This is a genomic window from Serratia sp. J2 (genome assembly GCF_046269175.1).
GTDB lineage: Bacteria > Pseudomonadota > Gammaproteobacteria > Enterobacterales > Enterobacteriaceae > Chania > Chania fonticola_C.
The window spans coordinates 210571-229002 of record NZ_JBKABN010000002.1 but is presented as its reverse complement, the minus strand read 5'-3'; the positions used below and the strand labels follow the sequence as shown (position 1 = coordinate 229002).

Genomic DNA, 18432 nt, shown 5'->3' with positions numbered 1-18432 from the left:
AAATGAAAATTCGCCAGAAACTGTTTCAAGCGATGAAAATGGCGGCAAGCGGTTTGCCCAAAAGAGCGTTAGGGCAAAAAATTACTGGCAATCCGGCTAAAGGCTGACCTAAAATAGACGTCCAGATGTTAATCCATCTATACCGATTAACTGATAAACTGCTTAACGGCTTTGCCTGAGGGGCGTTGCAGGATGCATCTCGCCATCAGCGGAAGACCCTTCGCTTTGATGCCCGGATCTCCAGCGCTGTGCAGTAATTTCCAACCCGTCTTTTGCAAGGTAAAGAACACCATGGCTAAACACCTCTTCACGTCCGAATCTGTTTCAGAAGGACATCCGGATAAAATTGCCGATCAGATCTCGGATGCCGTTCTTGATGCCATCCTGGAACAGGATCCAAAAGCCCGCGTAGCCTGCGAAACCTACGTGAAAACCGGCATGGTGCTGGTTGGCGGCGAGATCACCACCAGCGCCTGGGTCGATATCGAAGAGATCACCCGCAAAACGGTGCGCGAGATTGGCTATATTCATTCCGATATGGGCTTTGATGCCAACTCCTGTGCCGTACTGAGCGCCATCGGTAAACAATCACCGGATATCAACCAGGGTGTTGACCGCAGCGATCCGCTGGAGCAAGGCGCTGGCGATCAGGGCCTGATGTTCGGTTATGCCTCTAATGAAACCGACGTGTTGATGCCTGCACCAATCACTTATGCCCACCGGCTGGTTCAACGCCAGGCCGAAGTGCGTAAAAATGGCACCCTGCCTTGGCTGCGCCCAGATGCCAAAAGCCAGGTCACGTTCCAGTATGACGATGGCAAAATCGTCGGTATTGATGCCGTGGTGCTGTCCACCCAGCATTCCGATGATATCGCGCTGAAAGATCTGCAAGAAGCGGTGATGGAAGAGATCATCAAGCCGGTACTGCCAGCCGAGTGGCTGACCGCAGGCACCAAATACCACATCAACCCAACCGGCCGTTTTGTTATCGGTGGCCCAATGGGTGACTGTGGTCTGACCGGCCGTAAAATCATCGTTGATACCTACGGCGGCATGGCCCGTCACGGTGGCGGCGCGTTCTCCGGCAAGGATCCTTCCAAGGTTGACCGCTCTGCAGCTTATGCGGCGCGTTACGTGGCAAAAAACATCGTTGCCGCAGGCCTGGCAGATCGTTGTGAGATCCAGGTGTCCTACGCTATCGGCGTAGCGGAACCGACTTCCATCATGGTGGAAACCTTCGGTACCGAGAAGATCTCAACCGAGCAACTGACCCTGCTGGTGCGTGAGTTCTTCGATCTGCGCCCATATGGCCTGATCCAGATGATGGATCTGCTGCAACCGATCTACCGTGAAACCGCAGCTTACGGCCACTTTGGCCGCGAACACTTCCCATGGGAAGCGACCGACAAGGCAGCCCAGTTGCGTGAAGCGGCTGGCTTGAAGTAAGCCAGAGCGTTAGACCTAACAACGGCGAGCCTGAGGCTCGCCGTTTTCGTTTGTAGACTAAACATAGTCAACCGGATCGATAACTCACGGAGTCTTCTGAACTGCACCACTCAAGGTTAACTGTAAATTTACTTTCATGTTATCCGAGGGAGAAAAATGAGCAACGCTGTTTCGAATAACGGCTTTGCGCTACAGTAGCCCTCCAATTTCCAGCCGGATGGATAACATGCCAACCGTGATTTCTACCGAATCTTTCAGCAGCATCATCCATTTTGTGACGGCTGCAAATTCAAGTAGCTTTACTCAAGCTGCTGAACAGCTAGGTGTGTCCAAATCAGCAATTGGAAAAAGCATTCAGCGTCTGGAAAATAACCTCGGTACGCCTCTATTCCATCGAACCACGCGGAAAATCAGCCTTACGACAGAAGGAGAAGCATACCTGGCAAGCTGCCAGAGTGCGCTAGAGACATTACAGATGGCCGAGATGGCGTTACGTTCGAAACTAACGGAACCCGTAGGCACAGTCAGAATTGATCTTCCTGCTGCCTTTGGCCGTTCGGTCATGATGCCGGTGTTGATGGACATGACGAAACGCTATCCCCACCTGAAACTGACCATTACCTTTAATGACCGGATCATCGACCCTCTGGATATAGGTTTTGATCTCGCCATTCGTTTCGGGGCGGTTAAAGATACCACCGACCTTGTAGCCCGCAAGCTGAATGAGCAGCACCTGATTATCTGTGCATCGCCAGCCTATCTTTCTGCCTATGGCACGCCTGAAACCTTAGCCGAACTGAGTATCCATCGCTGTATTTTAGCCTGGCGCGGCGGAGCACCTTTAAGCTGGTTGATTCGGGATGGTGAAGGGAAAGACGTCAGACTTAAACCCGCACCTTTTCATCAAATCAGTGATGGCGACGCTATGATAGATGCCTGTATCGCCGGAGCCGGTGTGATTCAATTTCCGGAGGCGTTACTAAGACCGCATATACAGAGTGGTAAATTAGTGCCAATACTTGAAGCATACAACCCCTCACCAACCGAATTGAATGTCATATGGCCTCGAGCCCGTCATCTGCTACCAGGAGTACGCTTTATCATTGATGAATTAATCGCGTTAGCCGCACAAAAAACCTTCGGCTAATTGTAGATTTTTATTCTACGCTGTGTGCTCTTTTAGACAGTTTATCCACTTTTTTTACCCTAGTAGGATCCCTCCAACGTCAGATTACCTGACATATCATCCATTCTTGTAGGGGTTCTAAAATGCCAGTAGTCAATATTCAGATGTTCGAGGGCCGTGACGACGCTAAACCTGCAATTGCTAAAGCGGTAACCGACGCTATCGCCACACACGCAAAAGTTGATCCGCAGTATGTGTATGTCATTTTCAATGACGTAACGACAGACAACTGGGCAATTTCCGGTGAACTCTTTTCCGAAACGCTTAAAAAGTTGAGCTGATAGTTACGGTTATAAACGACGGGCCAGAAGCCCGTCGTTTGGGTTTGTAGAGAATGGGTGCTCATAGATCTGCACGCTTACAACCAACGGGCGGGAGCAGGCCCCCGCCGTTGGGTTGCCTTACCGTTCGGATTCGTAGGCCAAAATGGCCGCAACCTCCGTGTTACCCGATCGAATACGCAGCTCGCAAAGTTTGCTGCGCGTTATCCATACCAACAAGATAACCGTGGTACAGATAATGACCAGTTTTACGATATCTCCTCTGTTTGGCATCATGCCTCCTTATCCTTGCCTCGCGGCGAGTAAGAAGCTAACCTAACGTTGTGGAGCGTTAGAGTTGGCCTCGGGTTGATATTATCGACTCGGGGCTTTTCTCTTTGTACCTTTCGCTCAGGCTCCAGATACAAAGATCCAGAGCACCCATCCGCAGTATATTCATCTCACCAGCCCGACCAGCGGCCGTTTCACCCCTAATTTTCAACTTTGCGCAGTGCCACGCAATGCATTGTAACGGCCTGAAAAAACAGCGCTCAATGACCGTGGCAATATTGCTGAATGTGTAGGCCGAACTAACCTGAACGGGCATAGCAGGATGAATGTGTGAGCAGACTCAAACAACGAACCGTCAGCCCGCCGTTTGAATTTGTAAGAGATGGGCGCTCATAGATCTGCACGCTTACAACCAACGGGCGGGAGCAGGCCCCCGCCGTTGGGTTGCCTTACCGTTCGGATTCGTAGGCCAAAATGGCCGCAACCTCCGTGTTGCCCGATCGAATACGCAGCTCGCAAAGTTTGCTGCGCGTTATCCATACCAACAAGATAACCGTGGTACAGATAATGACCAGTTTTACGATATCTCCTTTGTTTGGCATCATGCCTCCTTATCCTTGCCTCTCGGCAGATAAGAAGCTAACCTAACGTTGTTCGGCGTTAGAGTTGGCCTCGGGTTGATATTATCGACTCGGGGCTTTTCTCTTTGTACCTTTCGCTCAGGCTCCAGATACAAAGATCCAGAGCACCCATCCGCAGTATATTCACCTCTCCAGCCCGACCAGCGGCCGTTTTACCCCTAATTTTCAACTTTGCGCAGTGCCACGCAATGCTTTGCAACTGCCTGAAAAACCAAGGGCCCAGCAATGCTGAGCCCTTGGTGGCAATGGTGGTAACCCAAGATAGTCTACGAAGTTTGCTTACGCAGCAGATAGACAAAGTACGGCGCGCCAATAAAGGTCGCCAGCAGCCCTGCGGGGATTTGGTAAGGGAACATCACCATTCGGCCACACCAGTCCGCAAACACCATCAGCAGGCCGCCTAGCAGTGCAGCAATCACCATCTGCGGCAGCGCCCGGCGGAATCCCAACATGCGGGCCATATGCGGTGCCATCAGGCCAATAAAACTCAGCGGCCCGACGGTTAACGTCGCCATCGCCGTCAGCGTTGCCGCCAGCAGCAAAATGCTCAGCCGGGTCGGCGTCAGGGCAATCCCTACGGAACGTGCTGTAGCGCCGCCCAACGGCAGAATTGTCAGCCAACGTCTACACAGCGGGGCCAAGACAATCAACACGCCAGCAATCGCCGCCGTACGTATTGCCTGCGGAGCATCCACCGAGTAGGTAGAGCCGGAGAGCCACACCAACAGCCCTCCCATGCGGGGATCGCCACTGGCCAACAGCAGGAAAATGGTCGTACTAAAGGCGGTGCTGAGGGCGATACCCGCCAACAGCATGCGTTCGGTAGAGAATCCGCCACGTCCAGCCGCAATCATGATGATCAACAGCGTAGCCGCCGCCCCCAGACTCCCGGCGGGTAACAACCACATAAAAGCATCACCAGGGACGATAAACAGCATCATCACCACGCCGAAAGCCGCGCCGGAACTGATCCCCAGCACTTCCGGGCTGGACATCGGGTTACCGGTCAGTTTCTGGATCAGCGTTCCGGCTACCGCCAGCATCATCCCGGCCGCCAGGGCTGAAACCACTCGTGGCCAGCGCCAAGGCATCAGCGCCTGTAATTCACTGCCTACGCTCCAGTGCCAGCCGTGGGGGTTTTGCCCAAACATCAGCGCCACCGCAATCCCGGCCAATAGTAAAACGCTCCCCAGCAGGATCCATATCGGTAAGCGGCCACGTTCGACAGGCACTTTGTCGCCCAAATCCATCGGCGGCGGGGTTGCGCTGCTGCGTAAGCGTGGTAACAACCAAAGCAGCAACGGCGCACCAATCAGCGCCGTCGCCGCGCCGGTCGGGATTTCACGCCACACCAGCGTCAGCCAGATCATCACCTGATCGGTCAACCACAGCAGCAATGCCCCCAATAGCGGAGCCAACATCATGCGGTGGGCCAGACGGCGAGCTCCCAGCATCTTGGCCATCAACGGGGCAAATAGGCCGATAAAACCGATCACGCCGACCGCATTGACCAACATGGCGCTGAACACAATCGCCACCGCCAACGCCGCAAAGCGCGACATTGCCAGGCCCAGGCCCAGATTACGTGCCACGCCGTCATCCAGCCCTAACAGCGTTAATGGGCGGATCAATAACGCAGCCAGCACGGCAACCAGCAGCAAGCGCGGCAGGATAAACTGCACGGTCCCCCAATCCTGCTGATTTAGTGCACCGGTGCTCCACAGGAACAAGCCTTGCAGCTGATCGTAATTGAACAACGCCAGCAGACTATTGACTGCCCCGCAGTACAGCCCAAGTACCAGACCGGCCAGGATTAACATCACAGGCGACATCCGTTTTCCCCAGGCAACGCCGAACACCAGCCCACCGACCACAATGGCACCGACCATCGCCGCCAGCTGTCGGGTCAATTCGCCCCCAGGCAGCATCCACAACGTGGCAATCGTCAAGCCTAGCTGAGCCCCGGCAGCCACGCCAAGCGTGGCAGGTTCCGCCAAAGGATTACGTAATACCTGCTGGAACAGTACGCCGACCAATCCCAACCCTGCTCCCACCAGTAACGACACCGACAGGCGTGGCAACAGGCTGTAGTGGAACAGCATCTGATCGACATTGTCGATGTCTGGTTGTACCAAAGCCTGCGACCACTGCCCCCACGGCAGTTGATGCAGCAGGTTGAAGAACGTCAGGCCACCCGCCGCTGCCAGCAGTAACAGGATCAGCGCTATCGGCAAGATATGCAGGCGTGCACTCATGAGCGAGCCTCCTGCGCCTGCTCCAGCAAGCGGCAAAAACGCATGGCCGAAAGCGTAGCCCCGTAGAACCACACCGCTGGAACCTGCCGCAGTTGGCCCTGGCGGATAAATGGCAAGGCCTGCCACAACGGCGTCTTACTGACCTTATCCATCATGGCTTGATTACCATGATCGAGATAAATCGCTCGCGCATTTTTTATTGTCGCCAGGCGTTCGATCCCCACCACCGAGGTCCCCCAAAAGTTGGTTTCCCCCTGCCAGGCATTCTCGATGCCTAGCTGATCCATCACTTCCTGAAACAGACTCTTCTGGCCAATCACCAACACATGCCGAGGATCGAGCAAAGAAAACAGCAGCAGCGACTGTTGCCGATACCCCACCAGGCGGTTACGCGCCTCCAGCATGAAAGCATCAAACTGTTGCAGATGCTGGGTAGCCCGCGCCTCCAGACCTATCCGTTGTGCCAGCTGCAGCAACGAGTTTTTGCCCACGGTGAGCGGTTTACCGCTGCCGTCGTTAAAACCAAACTCCATGGTCGGGCCGATAGGCTGCAGTTTTTGTGGCGAAGGGCCATAGCCTTTGGAAAGCAGGATCAGAGAAGGTTTGAGTTGTTGCAACAGCTCCAGATTGGGTTCGGTACGTTGACCGACGTCGATCACCGAGTCCGGCAACCGAGGATCTTGTACCCACAGGTTGTAGTTGTGGATATCGGCAACCGCCTGCGGCATCACGCCCAGTGCGATCAGCAGCTCGACCGGTAGCCACTCCAATGCCGCGATCCGGGTGATATCGGGCAAGCCTGTCGCACGCGACGGTAAAGAGAACAACAGAGGCGATAATGCCATCGCCGTTAATAAACGCCGGCGCAGCGGGTCATGATGAAAATCGGCAGAGGTAGGCATTAATACACGAAGCTCACTGGTGCACCGCCACTTGGATGCGGCAATATGCCCATCGGGATGCCGTAGATCTGTTCCAACACCGGCCCTTGCATCAGTTCGAGCGATGACCCCTGGGCAATCATTTCGCCGCCGCGTAACGCCACCAGATGGTCGCAATAACGAGCCGCCATGTTGATGTCATGCAGCACTGCAATCACCGTCAGGCCGCGTTCATGGCTCAGGCGTTGGATCAACGCCAGCACTTCAACCTGATGGGCAATATCCAACGCCGAGGTCGGTTCATCCAGCAACAAACAACGGCTATCCTGCGCGACCATCATCGCCAGCCAGGCCCGTTGGCGTTCGCCACCGGAGAGGCTGTCTACCAGGCGGTTGGCAAAGGGTTTCAGCCCCACCAACCCGATCGCCTCTTCCACCAGCTCGCGATCGCCAGCCTTGAAACGGCCTAACGCACCGTGCCACGGGTAGCGGCCGATGGCGACCAGTTCGCGCACCGTCATCCCTTCCGCTGCGGGCAATTGCTGCGGCAAATAGGCCACTTGGCGAGCAAAGGCTTTGCTATCCCATTGGCCCAGCGGTTGCCCATTAAGCAATGCCTGGCCAGAGGTAGGATTTTGGTGACGACCAAAGATTTTCAGCAGCGTGGATTTGCCGGAGCCATTATGACCAATCAATCCACACACTTTGCCTTGAGGAAAGGCCAATGACAGCGGCTGTAACAGCACCCGCCCTGGCACGGCAAAGCTCACGCGGTCGAGCTGGAAAGTAGCATCGCGATTAAGGTGTTTATCCTGCATAGGCCCTGCTTGGCAGGGAGCGACCAAAGGCCGCCCCCATTAGCCGATTAGAAACTGAAGGTTGCCGTGGCGACCACTTGACGTTCTGCCCCCCAGAAACAGCCATAGGTGGCGAAACAGCTAGAGACATACTCTTTATCAAACAGATTGTTAACGTTAAGCGCTACGGAAGAACCTGGCAGGTTGAAGCGCGCCAAATCATACTTGACCACGGTATTCCACACGGTGTAATCCGGCACTTTGAAGGTGTTGGCTTCGTCACCATAGGTCGAGCCGGTATAACGCACACCCGCGCCCAGCGTCAGACCACTCAATGCCGTTTCGTGGAAGGTATAATCTCCCCACAGCGAGGCCATATGCTTAGGAATGATCGCCGGCGTATTGCCTTTGTTGGTGGTGTCTGCAGTGTATTCAGCATCGGTATAGGTATAAGACGCCAGCAGGTTGACGTTAGCCGTCAGTGCCGCTTTGCCTTCCAACTCTACGCCGCGAGAGCGGATCTCCCCGGTTTGCTGCTGGAACCAACCTTTATCGGCATGCTCAACATCCGTGACCAGGTTATTTGACTTGGTCAGTTGATAGAGGGCAATGGTGGCTGAGACAGGGCGATCTTTTGGCATGTACTTCACACCAGCTTCATACTGTTCGCCTTTGGAAGGCACAAAGGCCTTGCCGTCAAAACCTGCGCCCACGTTCGGCTCGAAGGATTGTGCGTAGCTGACATATGGCGAGATGCCGTTGTCGAACAGATAGTTCAGGCCGATGCGATTGGTAGACTGGTGGTCTTTCTGCTCACTGTAGGGGATCGTAGCCGCTTCAGTGCGATCCTCAACGGTGCTTTTTGCCCAGTCATAACGCGTACCGGCTGTCAGGATCCACTGGTTCCACTCGGCCTGTTCCTGCAGGTAAATACCCACCTGCCGTTGGCCATTGACCTTACTGGTTGGGTTTAACGCTCCCTTGGTATAATTTCCAAACTGCGGGTTGGCTAGATCCAGTGGACTCGCCACACCCCAGCCGCCCTGAATATCGTTACTCATGCGCATAAAATCTACGCCAGCCAGCAACGTATGATCCACGCGGCCAGTAGCAAACTTGGCCTGGCCCTGGGTATCGACGCTGAAGTTATTCAGACGCTCATCCGAAGCGATATAGTTACGGTTGAGGGTCGTATTGTCTGCATTGACCCCGGTGCCATAGATATTGTTCTGGTTGGTATGCAACTGCATATAACGCAGGTTCTGGCGTACGGTCCAGGTATCATCGAAATCATGGGAGAAGCTGTAACCAAACATGCGCGTCTGGCGCGAATAGAAGTTACTCTTTTCACCTTCGTTGAAGCTGGTTGGCAGCTTGCCATAAGGCGCGTTAACCACCGTTCCCTGCATCGGTAACCAGCCGTAGTAGCCGAGGTTAGGATCGTTTTGCAGGTAAGAATACAGCGTCAGGTTGGTATGCTCATCGGGCTGCCAACTGAATGAAGGCGCAATGGTATAGCGTTTTTCCTTGGCCATCTCCTGCTGAGCGTCAGCGTCTTTGGCCAACCCGGTCAGGCGGAAGGAATACTTGCCGTCATCATCCAATGCATTACTGAAATCAAAGCCAGTCTGGAACAGGTTATCTGTACCCATTTTAAATTGGATTTCTTTCAGCGGTTCCGTGGTTGGGCGCTTGCTGATCAGCGAGATAATCCCACCCGGGCTGCTTTTACCGTAAAGCACGGAAGAAGGCCCGCGCAGCACTTCGGCCCGCTCGAGGAAATAAGGATCGATTACGGCTTCGTTAAAATAGTCGCCTTGCAGCTTCAATCCGTCCAGATAGATATTCTGGTTGACCGAGCCAAAACCACGAATATAAACCGCATCATAGACGTTGGAGCTGCCGCGGCTGCCCACCATCACACCGGGGGTGAAGCCTAACGCTTCTTTCACCGAGGAAGGCTGCATAACGTCCATTTGTTCACGCGTGACCACCGATACCGATTGAGGGGTCTTCACTAGCGGCGTATCCGTTTTGGTGCCGGTCGCGCTGCGTTTCGCCACGATGGTGCCAACTGGGCCCCAGGCGCTTTCCTGTGAAGCACCACCGTTGCCGCCCCCTACCACCGTAATAGTATCGGCATCTGCGGCAGCCGTCGTCTGAGCAGCAACCGCAGGCAAGGTTAGCGTAGCCGCGATCGTGGCAGCCAAAACGCTTACGGGGAACAAGCCAGATCTGGCTGGTGATGAGGGATGACGCTTGGTCGGCATGTCTGGTTTCTCTGATGTAGTTTGATAACGAATGTGAACGATAATAATTATTATAAGCGCGGCATTTTATGCAGAAGGCTAACGGAACTGCAAGCGTATTTCGGCCGTAAAAAGGCTATGGGATTGGCGCGGTAACCGCATTAACAGAGTGGAAATAAAACCGACAACAAAAAAAGGAAAGCCCGTAACAGAACGCTACGGGCTTGATAACGCGGTAAAATCAAATGATAAATATGCTTAACATAACGGCTGTGGTTTATTTGCCAAACATATCTTTTATCCAGCCAGCAACGCCGTCGGCATCTTTCTGTTCGCCAGCTTGCTGCTGCTGAGTTTGTTGCTGCTCGGCCTGGCTTGCCTGGCATAGCCCCTGCGGGTTTTCAGTCCAAACCGGGATGGTGCGCCAACTGCTGCCACTACAGATAAAGTTACCGGCAGAATCAATACCCATCTGGCTAATGCCTTCCGGTTGTTGCAGCTTCAGCACCAGCGGCGTCTGGTTTTCCAGATAGCGTCGATACAGCGTCAAGGCGCCGTTGGCACCGGTCAGCTTGGCCGGGCCGTTATTGTCACGCCCTACCCAGGCAATCGCCACTTCCTTACCGTCGATACCGGCAAACCAGCTGTCACGCAGATCGTTAGTGGTACCGGTTTTAGCGGCCAGGTTGTAATTAGGGAACTTGACCGACAGCGAACGGGACGTCCCGCGTGCCACACCCTGCTGCATAGCGTACAGCGTCAGGTAAGCCGCCTGTGCTGGCACCATACGTTCCGCCTGCGGGAAGCTCTGATACAACACTGTACCGTCTTCCGCAATCACCGAACGCACGGCAGACAGTGGCGCACGGTTACCCCCGCTGGCGATGGTCTGGTATTCCTGTGCCACTTCCATCGGCGTCAGGCCAATGGCCCCCAGCAACATGGAAGGCATTGGAGTAATCGCCGATTTAGGAATACCCAGTTTTTGCAGGGTAGCGCTGATCTGATCCAGCCCCACCGACATCCCCAGGTTGACCGTTGGCACGTTGAGCGAGTTGGCCAACGCATCCACCAGCATCACTCGGCCACGGAACTGACGATCGTAGTTATTCGGCTGCCACGAACTGCCATTAGACAGTTTGATCGACAGCGGCTGATCGGCCAGCCAGGTATTGAGCCGATACTTATCCGGTTCCGACAGCGCGGTCAGATAGGTTGGAGGCTTGGCCAGTGACCCTACCAGACGGCGCGCCTGCAGCGCACGGTTAAAGCCGGCAAACTGAGGATCGGCACCGCCCACCATGGCACGAACCTCTCCGGTAAAGCGATCGACAATCACCATCGCCGCTTCCAGATCGTTCAGGTGACGCGCAGCACGCAGCGCCGGGATACCGTCTTCCACCGCCTTCTCGGCCGCATCCTGTGAAACCGGATCCAGCGTAGTGAAGATCTTCACCCCGGAAAGATCGTTAACCTTATCACCCAGCTTTGCCTGCAACTCCTGACGCACCAACTGCATAAACGCAGGCTGCGGTGAAATCACCCCACCTTTCGGCTGTACGCCCAGCGGACGAGCACTCAGCATGTTGTACAGCTCAGCGTCGATCACCCCCTGGTTCTGTAACAGCTTGAGCACCAGGTTACGACGCTCCAGCGCCAGCGTTGGGTTACGCCAAGGGTTATACAGCGAGGCCCCTTTCACCATGCCCACCAGCAGCGCCTGCTGATCCAGACTCAGTTCATCGACTGGGCGACCAAAGTAGTACAGGCTGGCCAACGGGAAGCCACGGATCTGATCGCTACCGCTCTGGCCGAGATACACCTCGTTCAGATAAAGCTCCAGAATACGGTCTTTGCTATAACGGTAATCCACCAGCAAAGCCATGTAGGCTTCGTTGACCTTACGCCACAGCGAACGCTCGTTGGTCAGGAACAGGTTTTTTACCAGTTGCTGAGTCAAGGTACTGCCACCCTGCACCGCACGCCCGGCTGTCAGGTTGGCCACCACGGCACGGCCAATGGAGTAAAAGCTGATACCATCATGCTCGTAGAAATGGCGGTCTTCGGTAGCGATTAGCGTGTCGACCAGCAGATCAGGGAAACCAGAGCGCGGCACAAACAGGCGTTGCTCGCCATTCGGCGATTGCAGCATGGTGATCAGGCGCGGATCGAGGCGGAAGAAGCCAAAGTTACGCTGATTTTCCATGTTGACGATTTTCGCCAAGCCATTGTTTTGGAAATCGAGGCGAGCGTGGATCTGGCCTTCTTTGCCATCCGGGAAATCAAACGGGCGGCGCAGCATCTCGATGCTGTTGGCCTGCACGGTAAACTCTCCAGGCCGGGTCATGCGGCTGACCTGGCGATATTGCATCCCTTCCAGCAGGGCAACCATTTCTTTCTTGCTGTAAGGCATACCCGGCTCAAGGTTGACCATGCGGCCATACACCGCCGCCGGTAGCTGCCAGACTTTGCCATCGATGCGGCTACGGATCTGGGAATCCAGATAAACTCCGTAGATCGCCAGCAGCACCGCAATCACCAGGAACAGTTTTATCAGCAGGCCGAGCCAACGGCGCTTTTTACGCGGCGACTTCGCTTTTACCTTGGGCGGCATGCGTTGTTCCTCTTCGTCGTCATCGTACTCATCATCGTCATACTCATCCTGATACTCGTCTTCTTCATAATCGTCGTCACGCTGACGACGCGCCGGTTTACGCGGCACATTACGTTTTGGTTGTTTGCCTTTGCGCCCGATGGGCTCGCGGTCATCCCCAGCCATTGCGGTTCTTCTCCACGCTTGCAGCACTCTATACCCTATGGATTTCAAGCTGTAGCCAGGCGACAAGCTATCTCATCCCCAGGAGCTTACTTTTGGGTAAGTGACTGGGCTGTGATAGCGCAGGTAACAACGCTGCAGCTTGAAAGACGACGGGTCCGTTATTTTGTCGCTTAATCTGTCCCTAAGCCATCTGGCTGAACAGAAGAAACATCTGAATTCGTTACTGGTATTTCTTGGTGCGCCGGGTGGGGGCGGTATTGGCCGGGTCGTCTGGCCATACGTGCTTGGGATAGCGCCCCTTCATTTCCTTTTGCACCTCGCGGTACGCCCCTTGCCAGAAAGCGGCCAGATCGCCGGTGATCTGCAATGGCCGGTGCGCCGGAGAGAGTAACTCAAGCACCACCGGGATGCGACCCTCAGCCAACGTTGGGCTATGCTGTTCACCAAACATCTCCTGTAAACGCACCGCCAATACCGGCGGTTTATCGGCATCGTAGCGGATTGGTAAACGACTGCCGGTCGGCACAGCATAATGAGTTGGCAGGGCATTATCCAGCCGTTGCTTTTGCTGCCAGTTCAACCGGCGGGCCAAGGCTTCAGCGATATTGACCTGCTTTAATCCGCGCAGATCGCGTACGCCGCTCAATGACGGCAGCAACCAGCTTTCCAGGGAGTCGAGCAACGTCTCGTCATCCACTGGCGGCCACTCGGCCTCTGGCAACCAACGCTGGGCACAGTGTAAACGCAGGCGCAACTGTTCGGCAGCGGTATCCCAATCAAGCACGGCCAATCCCTGGGCGCGGACCCAGTTTATCAGTGCCTGTTGCAGTTCCTCTTCCGCCGGTTTGGCCAGCGGCTGAGCCCGCAGCGTTAAGCGGCCTATCTGTTGGCGCTTCCAGGCCCGCAGGGTGCCCTTTTCTTCATCCCACTCGACGGCGGTCTGGCTGCTGACAATCTCAGGCAACCGAGCCACCAGCGCATCAATTTCGATCGGTAACGCCAGCAGGATGCGGGCATCCGGGCTGTTATGGCCTTGCAGCAGGCTGGGAATAATCAACCAGGGAGCCCTGGAGAGCGCTTCATCCTGATCCATCGCCGCGCCCAGGCCATTGGCCAACAGATAGCGGCCATCCTGTCCACGCCGTTGGGCGATACGATCGGCAAATGCCTGCGCCAGCAAAGGGGCGGCCAGACCAACGTCAATCTGTCCGCTTTTTTGCGGTAAGCGCTTACTTAATTGGTTTGCCCGGCGCTGCCAATGCGGCTGTGGGCGGCTCAGCCAATAGCCGATATCCATCTGCCCGCTGCGTGGCGGTTCCTCCAGCAGGGCAGCCAACATCGCCGCCGTGGCTACTCCATCGGCTCCCATCTTGGCACCGGCACACAGCATGGCCGCCAGTCTGGGTTCGCACCCCAACCCGGCCATTTGGCGACCAATGGCTGTGAGCTTCTCGCCGTCATCGATAGCTGCCAGGGTATGTAATAAACGGCGAGCAGCAGCTAATGCCGCCAACGGTGGCCGATCGAGCCAGGTAAGTTGATCCACATCCACACAGCCCCATTGCAGCAGCTCTAGCCAGAAGCTGGCCAGATCGCTTTGCAGGATCTCCGGTTCCGCATGTTCCGCAGCGCGCTCCGCCTGCTCTTTGGCAAACAGATGCCAGCAAATTCCGGGTTCCAAGCGCCCGGCACGCCCGGCGCGCTGGATCATCGAAGCCTGGCTGATGCGCTGGGTGACCAATCGCGTCAGGCCATTACGGACGTCATAACGCGCTACTCGCTCCAGCCCGCTGTCGACGACCAGGCGGATGCCTTCAATGGTCAAGCTGGTTTCGGCAATATTGGTCGCCAACACCACTTTACGCCGCCCGTGCTGCGCCGGTTGGATCGCCTTTTGCTGCTGTGTCAGCGGCAATGCGCCATACAGCGGACAGAGATCGGTATCCGCTGGCACCTCGCCAATGAGCCGTTCCTGCACGCGGTTAATCTCCGCCACGCCAGGCAGAAATAACAACAGCGAACCTGATTGCTCAGCCAATAGGCGCTTTACCGCCGAGGCAACGCCATCCTCCAACCGCTGGTGACTAGGTAATGGCTGGTACTGCCGTTCAACCGGGTAGCTTCGTCCTTCTGACACCACCACCGGCGCTTGCGGCAGCAGTTGTGACAAGCGCGCATTATCCAGCGTCGCCGACATGATCAGCAGTTTCAGATCGTCACGCAGGCCCTGTTGCACATCCAGCAGCAAGGCTAAAGCCAGATCGGCCTGTAAACTTCGCTCGTGGAATTCATCAAGAATAATCAACGAGACGCCCTGCAGTTCAGCGTCCTGCTGCAACATGCGGGTGAGAATGCCTTCGGTCACCACCTCCAGCCGCGTCTGCGGCCCGCTTTTGCTCTCGGCACGCATGCGATAGCCCACGGTCTGGCCCGGTTCTTCACCCAGCTGTTGCGCCAAGCGATACGCGACGTTTTTTGCCGCCAGCCGCCGTGGTTCCAGCATGATGATACGTCCCGGCAGCCCAGCTTTTGCCAGGATCTGCAACGGCAGCCAGGTGGATTTCCCGGCACCGGTGGGGGCATGCAACAACACCTGCGGGGCAGATTGCAGTGCGGCAAGCAGCTCATCAAGAACCGCGCTGATGGGCAATGAGGACACAAAACTCTCCCTGGGGTAGTTAATGGACGGCGCACATTGTAGCATTACGCCCCGTGTTTCATTGATATTCCGGGGTTCCATGTCCAGTTCGCGCCGCCTGTTCTTTGCCTTGTCGCTACCCGATGCCTTGCAGCAGCAGGTGATCCGCTGGCGTGCCGAGGCATTTAAACCCGAAGATGGCCGCCCGGTAGCCGCCGCCAATCTGCATCTGACGCTGGCCTTTCTCGGCGAGGTCAGCGCACAGAAAGAACAGGCACTAAAAACGCAGGCAGGGCGTATCGCACAGACGGGTTTTAGCCTCAATCTGGACGATCTTGGCCACTGGCCGCGCCCCGGAGTGGTGTGGCTGGGCAGCAAACGCCCCCCACGCGCGCTGTTGCAGTTGGCGGAGTTGTTGCGTTCGCAAGCGGCCCGCAGCGGTTGTTATCAAAGCCCGTTGCCGTTTCATCCCCATATCACGTTATTGCGGGCTGCAACCCAACCGGTCGCTATTCCTCCTGGCACGCCGGGTTGGCCGTTCAACGCCAGCCATTTCTCTCTCTACCAATCGTCGTTTGAACAGGGCCGCACCCGCTATCACGAATTAGAGCAGTGGCCACTCGGCCCACAGGATAAATCATGATCTTTGACCCACCGCTAAAACCGGCCACGCTCATCAAGCGCTACAAACGTTTTCTGGCCGATGTGATCACCCCTGAAGGCGAAACCTTTACCCTGCACTGCGCCAACACCGGCGCCATGACCGGCTGTGCTTCGCCAGGGGACACTGTGTGGTACTCCACTTCGGATAACGCCAAACGCAAATATGCCCACAGTTGGGAGCTGACGCATACCCAGGCAGGCGACTGGATCTGCGTCAACACCCTGCGGGCCAACACTCTGGTTCGTGAAGCCATTGAGCAGAATATAATCAGTGAATTATCCGGTTACAGTAAAATCACCGGCGAAGTGAAATATGGCGGCGAAAACAGCCGTATCGATTTGTTATTACAGGCAGAAAACCGGGTTGACTGCTATATTGAAGTTAAGTCAGTCACACTATTGCAACATCAACAGGGCTACTTCCCTGATGCCGTAACGCTGAGAGGGCAGAAGCATCTGCGTGAGTTGCAAAACGTGGTTGAACAAGGGCAGCGGGCGGTGCTGTTCTTTGCCGTGTTACACAGCGGCATCGATCGGGTCACCCCAGCAAATCATATAGATGAGCATTATGCGGTGCTACTAGCGCAGGTTCAGCAGTTGGGAGTAGAAGTTGTTTGTTACGGGGCAAAATTATCACCTGACGGTATCTCGCTAAGCGCTAAGTTACCGTTTTTTATTGGCTAGCGGTGCCGGGCACAAATAAATCGACAACCGGATATTGCGTCGCCAAATACGCCTTCCTTCACACCATTGTCAAGCAGGCGACAGGAATAATTGCCATCCCTCTTCCCTTCTGTTATTTATAGCGGCCTGTTTTTCCCCCGTATTGGGGATTCGACATACCCTACTAGCATTAAAGGGTATAGTGCGTGTGTATGTAGGAGAAGCAATATGCAAGAAGGGCAAACCCGTAAAACCTCGTCCTTGAGCATTCTCGCCATCGCTGGGGTGGAGCCGTATCAAGAGAAACCGGGCGAAGAGTACATGAACGACGCCCAGTTGACGCATTTCAGGCGCATCCTTGAAGCATGGCGCAACCAACTCAGGGACGAAGTCGATCGTACCGTGTCGCATATGCAAGAAGAGGCAGCCAACTTCCCCGATCCGGCAGACCGTGCCACTCAGGAAGAAGAGTTCAGCCTCGAACTGCGTAACCGTGACCGCGAGCGCAAACTGATCAAAAAGATCGAGAAAACGCTGAAGAAAGTAGAAGACGATGATTTCGGCTTCTGCGAGTCTTGCGGCGTGGAGATTGGCATTCGTCGCCTTGAAGCGCGTCCGACTGCCGATTTGTGCATCGACTGCAAGACGTTGGCCGAAATCCGCGAAAAGCAGATGGCCGGCTAAGCAGTTGTTACCTCCTGCGGCGCGTGCCAATAACGCGCGCCGCACAGAGTTAAGGGAAGTAATCCCTTCAGATATGCTAGCAAGTCACTATGTGGGGCGCTTTGCCCCATCGCCTTCCGGGGATCTGCATTTCGGTTCGCTGATTGCCGCTCTGGGAAGCTACCTCCAGGCTCGTGCTCAACGCGGGCAATGGCTGGTACGTATTGAAGATATCGACCCTCCGCGCGAAGTCGCCGGAGCTGCCGGGCGTATCTTATCCGCACTCGAACACTATGGTCTCCACTGGGACGGCCAGGTCATCTATCAATCCCAACGCTCTGAAGCTTACCGTGCGACCCTTGATTGGCTACAACGCCAGGATCTCAGCTATTACTGCACCTGTACCCGCAGCCGCATCCAGCAGATCGGCGGTTTGTATGATGGCCATTGCCGCCAGTTACGGCTTGGCCCGCAGGGTGCCGCGATCCGCTTACGTCAATCAAACCCGGTATATGCCTTCCACGATCGGTTGCAGGGCGAGCTTCGGGCCGATCAAGCGCTGGCACAGGAAGATTTCATCATCCGCCGCCGCGATGGCCTGTTTGCCTACAATCTGGCGGTGGTGATCGACGATCATTTTCAAGGCGTGACCGAAATCGTCCGCGGTGCCGACCTGATCGAACCCACAGTGCGCCAGATTGCGCTGTATCAGCAACTACAGGCACCGGTTCCCGCCTATGTGCATTTGCCGCTGGCGCTGGGGAACAACGGCATTAAACTGTCAAAGCAAAATCACGCCCCTGCGCTGCCCACTGGCGATCCACGGCCAGTACTGGTTGCTGCCCTGAAGTTTCTGCACCAACCGCTGCCGGAAAACTGGCAAGATCTTGATCTGCCGTTATTATTGAGCTGGGCGGTTGAGCATTGGCAGTTGGCAAATGTGCCACGTCAGCAAGCGATCCCGCAGTGTGAAAACACAACGGCATTCTCAAAACAGCTGGGGTAAGCTATGATTAGCCG

The 18432-nt window shown here is 55.5% G+C and carries 15 protein-coding genes; 7 read left to right on the top strand and 8 right to left on the bottom strand.

All coding sequences use genetic code 11. The features are described 5' to 3' along the window. The first annotated feature begins 291 nt into the window (after positions 1-291). The 3 genes from metK to ACKWMY_RS02950 all read left to right on the top strand — a co-directional run bounded on the left by metK (position 292) and on the right by ACKWMY_RS02950 (position 2913). Positions 292-1446, top strand: a complete 1155-nt coding sequence (gene metK / locus ACKWMY_RS02960) for a methionine adenosyltransferase (protein WP_021179751.1) — start codon at positions 292-294, stop codon at positions 1444-1446. 226 nt (positions 1447-1672) lie between these two features. Next, complete coding sequence (locus ACKWMY_RS02955) at positions 1673-2593, top strand: LysR family transcriptional regulator (RefSeq protein WP_024528306.1); 921 nt, start codon at positions 1673-1675, stop codon at positions 2591-2593. Positions 2594-2715: 122 nt separating this feature from the next. Next, a complete protein-coding gene (locus ACKWMY_RS02950; RefSeq protein ID WP_065684517.1) occupies positions 2716-2913 on the top strand; it encodes a tautomerase family protein in 198 nt (65 codons plus the stop codon). Between the two features lie 120 nt (positions 2914-3033). Here ACKWMY_RS02950 and ACKWMY_RS02945 read toward each other — a convergent pair whose 3' ends face one another. The 8 genes from ACKWMY_RS02945 to hrpB form a co-directional block, all read right to left on the bottom strand. Beyond that, positions 3034-3189, bottom strand: a complete 156-nt coding sequence (locus ACKWMY_RS02945) for a Hok/Gef family protein (RefSeq protein WP_080673338.1) — start codon at positions 3187-3189, stop codon at positions 3034-3036. Between the two features lie 443 nt (positions 3190-3632). Then, complete coding sequence (locus ACKWMY_RS02940) at positions 3633-3785, bottom strand: Hok/Gef family protein (RefSeq protein ID WP_409485899.1); 153 nt, start codon at positions 3783-3785, stop codon at positions 3633-3635. A gap of 305 nt (positions 3786-4090) precedes the next feature. Next, positions 4091-6079, bottom strand: coding sequence for a Fe(3+)-hydroxamate ABC transporter permease FhuB (gene fhuB, locus ACKWMY_RS02935; protein ID WP_409485859.1), 1989 nt, complete (start codon positions 6077-6079; stop codon positions 4091-4093). Further along, positions 6076-6981, bottom strand: a complete 906-nt coding sequence (gene fhuD, locus ACKWMY_RS02930; protein ID WP_409485858.1) for a Fe(3+)-hydroxamate ABC transporter substrate-binding protein FhuD — start codon at positions 6979-6981, stop codon at positions 6076-6078. The genes fhuB and fhuD overlap by 4 nt, the downstream gene beginning before the upstream one ends. Then, on the bottom strand, positions 6981-7778 hold the full coding sequence (gene fhuC / locus ACKWMY_RS02925) for a Fe3+-hydroxamate ABC transporter ATP-binding protein FhuC (protein ID WP_409485857.1): 798 nt from the start codon (positions 7776-7778) through the stop codon (positions 6981-6983). Before fhuC ends, fhuD begins: the two co-directional genes overlap by 1 nt. Positions 7779-7825: 47 nt before the next feature. Further along, entirely contained in the window at positions 7826-10027 is a 2202-nt protein-coding gene (fhuA, locus tag ACKWMY_RS02920; protein ID WP_024528311.1) for a ferrichrome porin FhuA, read from the bottom strand. Positions 10028-10283: 256 nt separating this feature from the next. Next, entirely contained in the window at positions 10284-12785 is a 2502-nt protein-coding gene (gene mrcB, locus ACKWMY_RS02915; protein WP_024528312.1) for a bifunctional glycosyl transferase/transpeptidase, read from the bottom strand. 220 nt (positions 12786-13005) lie between these two features. Beyond that, positions 13006-15489 (bottom strand): ATP-dependent helicase HrpB, encoded by a 2484-nt coding sequence (hrpB, locus tag ACKWMY_RS02910; protein WP_409485856.1) that lies wholly within the window; start codon positions 15487-15489, stop codon positions 13006-13008. A gap of 34 nt (positions 15490-15523) precedes the next feature. Between hrpB and thpR the strand changes: the two genes are divergently transcribed. The 4 genes from thpR (at position 15524) to gluQRS (ending at position 18418) form a co-directional block, all read left to right on the top strand. Beyond that, positions 15524-16066, top strand: coding sequence for an RNA 2',3'-cyclic phosphodiesterase (gene thpR, locus ACKWMY_RS02905; protein ID WP_074029660.1), 543 nt, complete (start codon positions 15524-15526; stop codon positions 16064-16066). Further along, the gene (gene sfsA / locus ACKWMY_RS02900; RefSeq protein ID WP_211135034.1) at positions 16063-16770 is read left to right on the top strand and encodes a DNA/RNA nuclease SfsA; all 708 of its coding nucleotides are present in this window, start codon (positions 16063-16065) and stop codon (positions 16768-16770) included. Before thpR ends, sfsA begins: the two co-directional genes overlap by 4 nt. 207 nt (positions 16771-16977) lie before the next feature. Continuing rightward, positions 16978-17433, top strand: coding sequence for an RNA polymerase-binding protein DksA (dksA, locus tag ACKWMY_RS02895; protein WP_021179742.1), 456 nt, complete (start codon positions 16978-16980; stop codon positions 17431-17433). A gap of 73 nt (positions 17434-17506) precedes the next feature. Further along, positions 17507-18418: a tRNA glutamyl-Q(34) synthetase GluQRS gene (gene gluQRS, locus ACKWMY_RS02890; RefSeq protein ID WP_409485855.1), complete on the top strand. Its 912-nt coding sequence runs from the start codon at positions 17507-17509 to the stop codon at positions 18416-18418. Positions 18419-18432 lie beyond the last annotated feature (14 nt).

What these genes read in the sequence shown, in the direction of transcription:
- thpR (WP_074029660.1), top strand. Translation starts at nt 15,524, where the DNA reads ATGTCCAGTTCGCGCCGCCTGTTCTTTGCCTTGTCGCTACCCGATGCC.
- ACKWMY_RS02950 (WP_065684517.1), top strand. Translation starts at nt 2,716, where the DNA reads ATGCCAGTAGTCAATATTCAGATGTTCGAGGGCCGTGACGACGCTAAA.
- mrcB (WP_024528312.1), bottom strand. Translation starts at nt 12,785, where the DNA reads ATGGCTGGGGATGACCGCGAGCCCATCGGGCGCAAAGGCAAACAACCA.
- fhuD (WP_409485858.1), bottom strand. Translation starts at nt 6,981, where the DNA reads ATGCCTACCTCTGCCGATTTTCATCATGACCCGCTGCGCCGGCGTTTA.
- hrpB (WP_409485856.1), bottom strand. Translation starts at nt 15,489, where the DNA reads ATGCTACAATGTGCGCCGTCCATTAACTACCCCAGGGAGAGTTTTGTG.
- fhuA (WP_024528311.1), bottom strand. Translation starts at nt 10,027, where the DNA reads ATGCCGACCAAGCGTCATCCCTCATCACCAGCCAGATCTGGCTTGTTC.
- sfsA (WP_211135034.1), top strand. Translation starts at nt 16,063, where the DNA reads ATGATCTTTGACCCACCGCTAAAACCGGCCACGCTCATCAAGCGCTAC.
- fhuC (WP_409485857.1), bottom strand. Translation starts at nt 7,778, where the DNA reads ATGCAGGATAAACACCTTAATCGCGATGCTACTTTCCAGCTCGACCGC.
- ACKWMY_RS02940 (WP_409485899.1), bottom strand. Translation starts at nt 3,785, where the DNA reads ATGCCAAACAAAGGAGATATCGTAAAACTGGTCATTATCTGTACCACG.
- metK (WP_021179751.1), top strand. Translation starts at nt 292, where the DNA reads ATGGCTAAACACCTCTTCACGTCCGAATCTGTTTCAGAAGGACATCCG.
- fhuB (WP_409485859.1), bottom strand. Translation starts at nt 6,079, where the DNA reads ATGAGTGCACGCCTGCATATCTTGCCGATAGCGCTGATCCTGTTACTG.
- ACKWMY_RS02955 (WP_024528306.1), top strand. Translation starts at nt 1,673, where the DNA reads ATGCCAACCGTGATTTCTACCGAATCTTTCAGCAGCATCATCCATTTT.
- dksA (WP_021179742.1), top strand. Translation starts at nt 16,978, where the DNA reads ATGCAAGAAGGGCAAACCCGTAAAACCTCGTCCTTGAGCATTCTCGCC.
- gluQRS (WP_409485855.1), top strand. Translation starts at nt 17,507, where the DNA reads ATGCTAGCAAGTCACTATGTGGGGCGCTTTGCCCCATCGCCTTCCGGG.
- ACKWMY_RS02945 (WP_080673338.1), bottom strand. Translation starts at nt 3,189, where the DNA reads ATGATGCCAAACAGAGGAGATATCGTAAAACTGGTCATTATCTGTACC.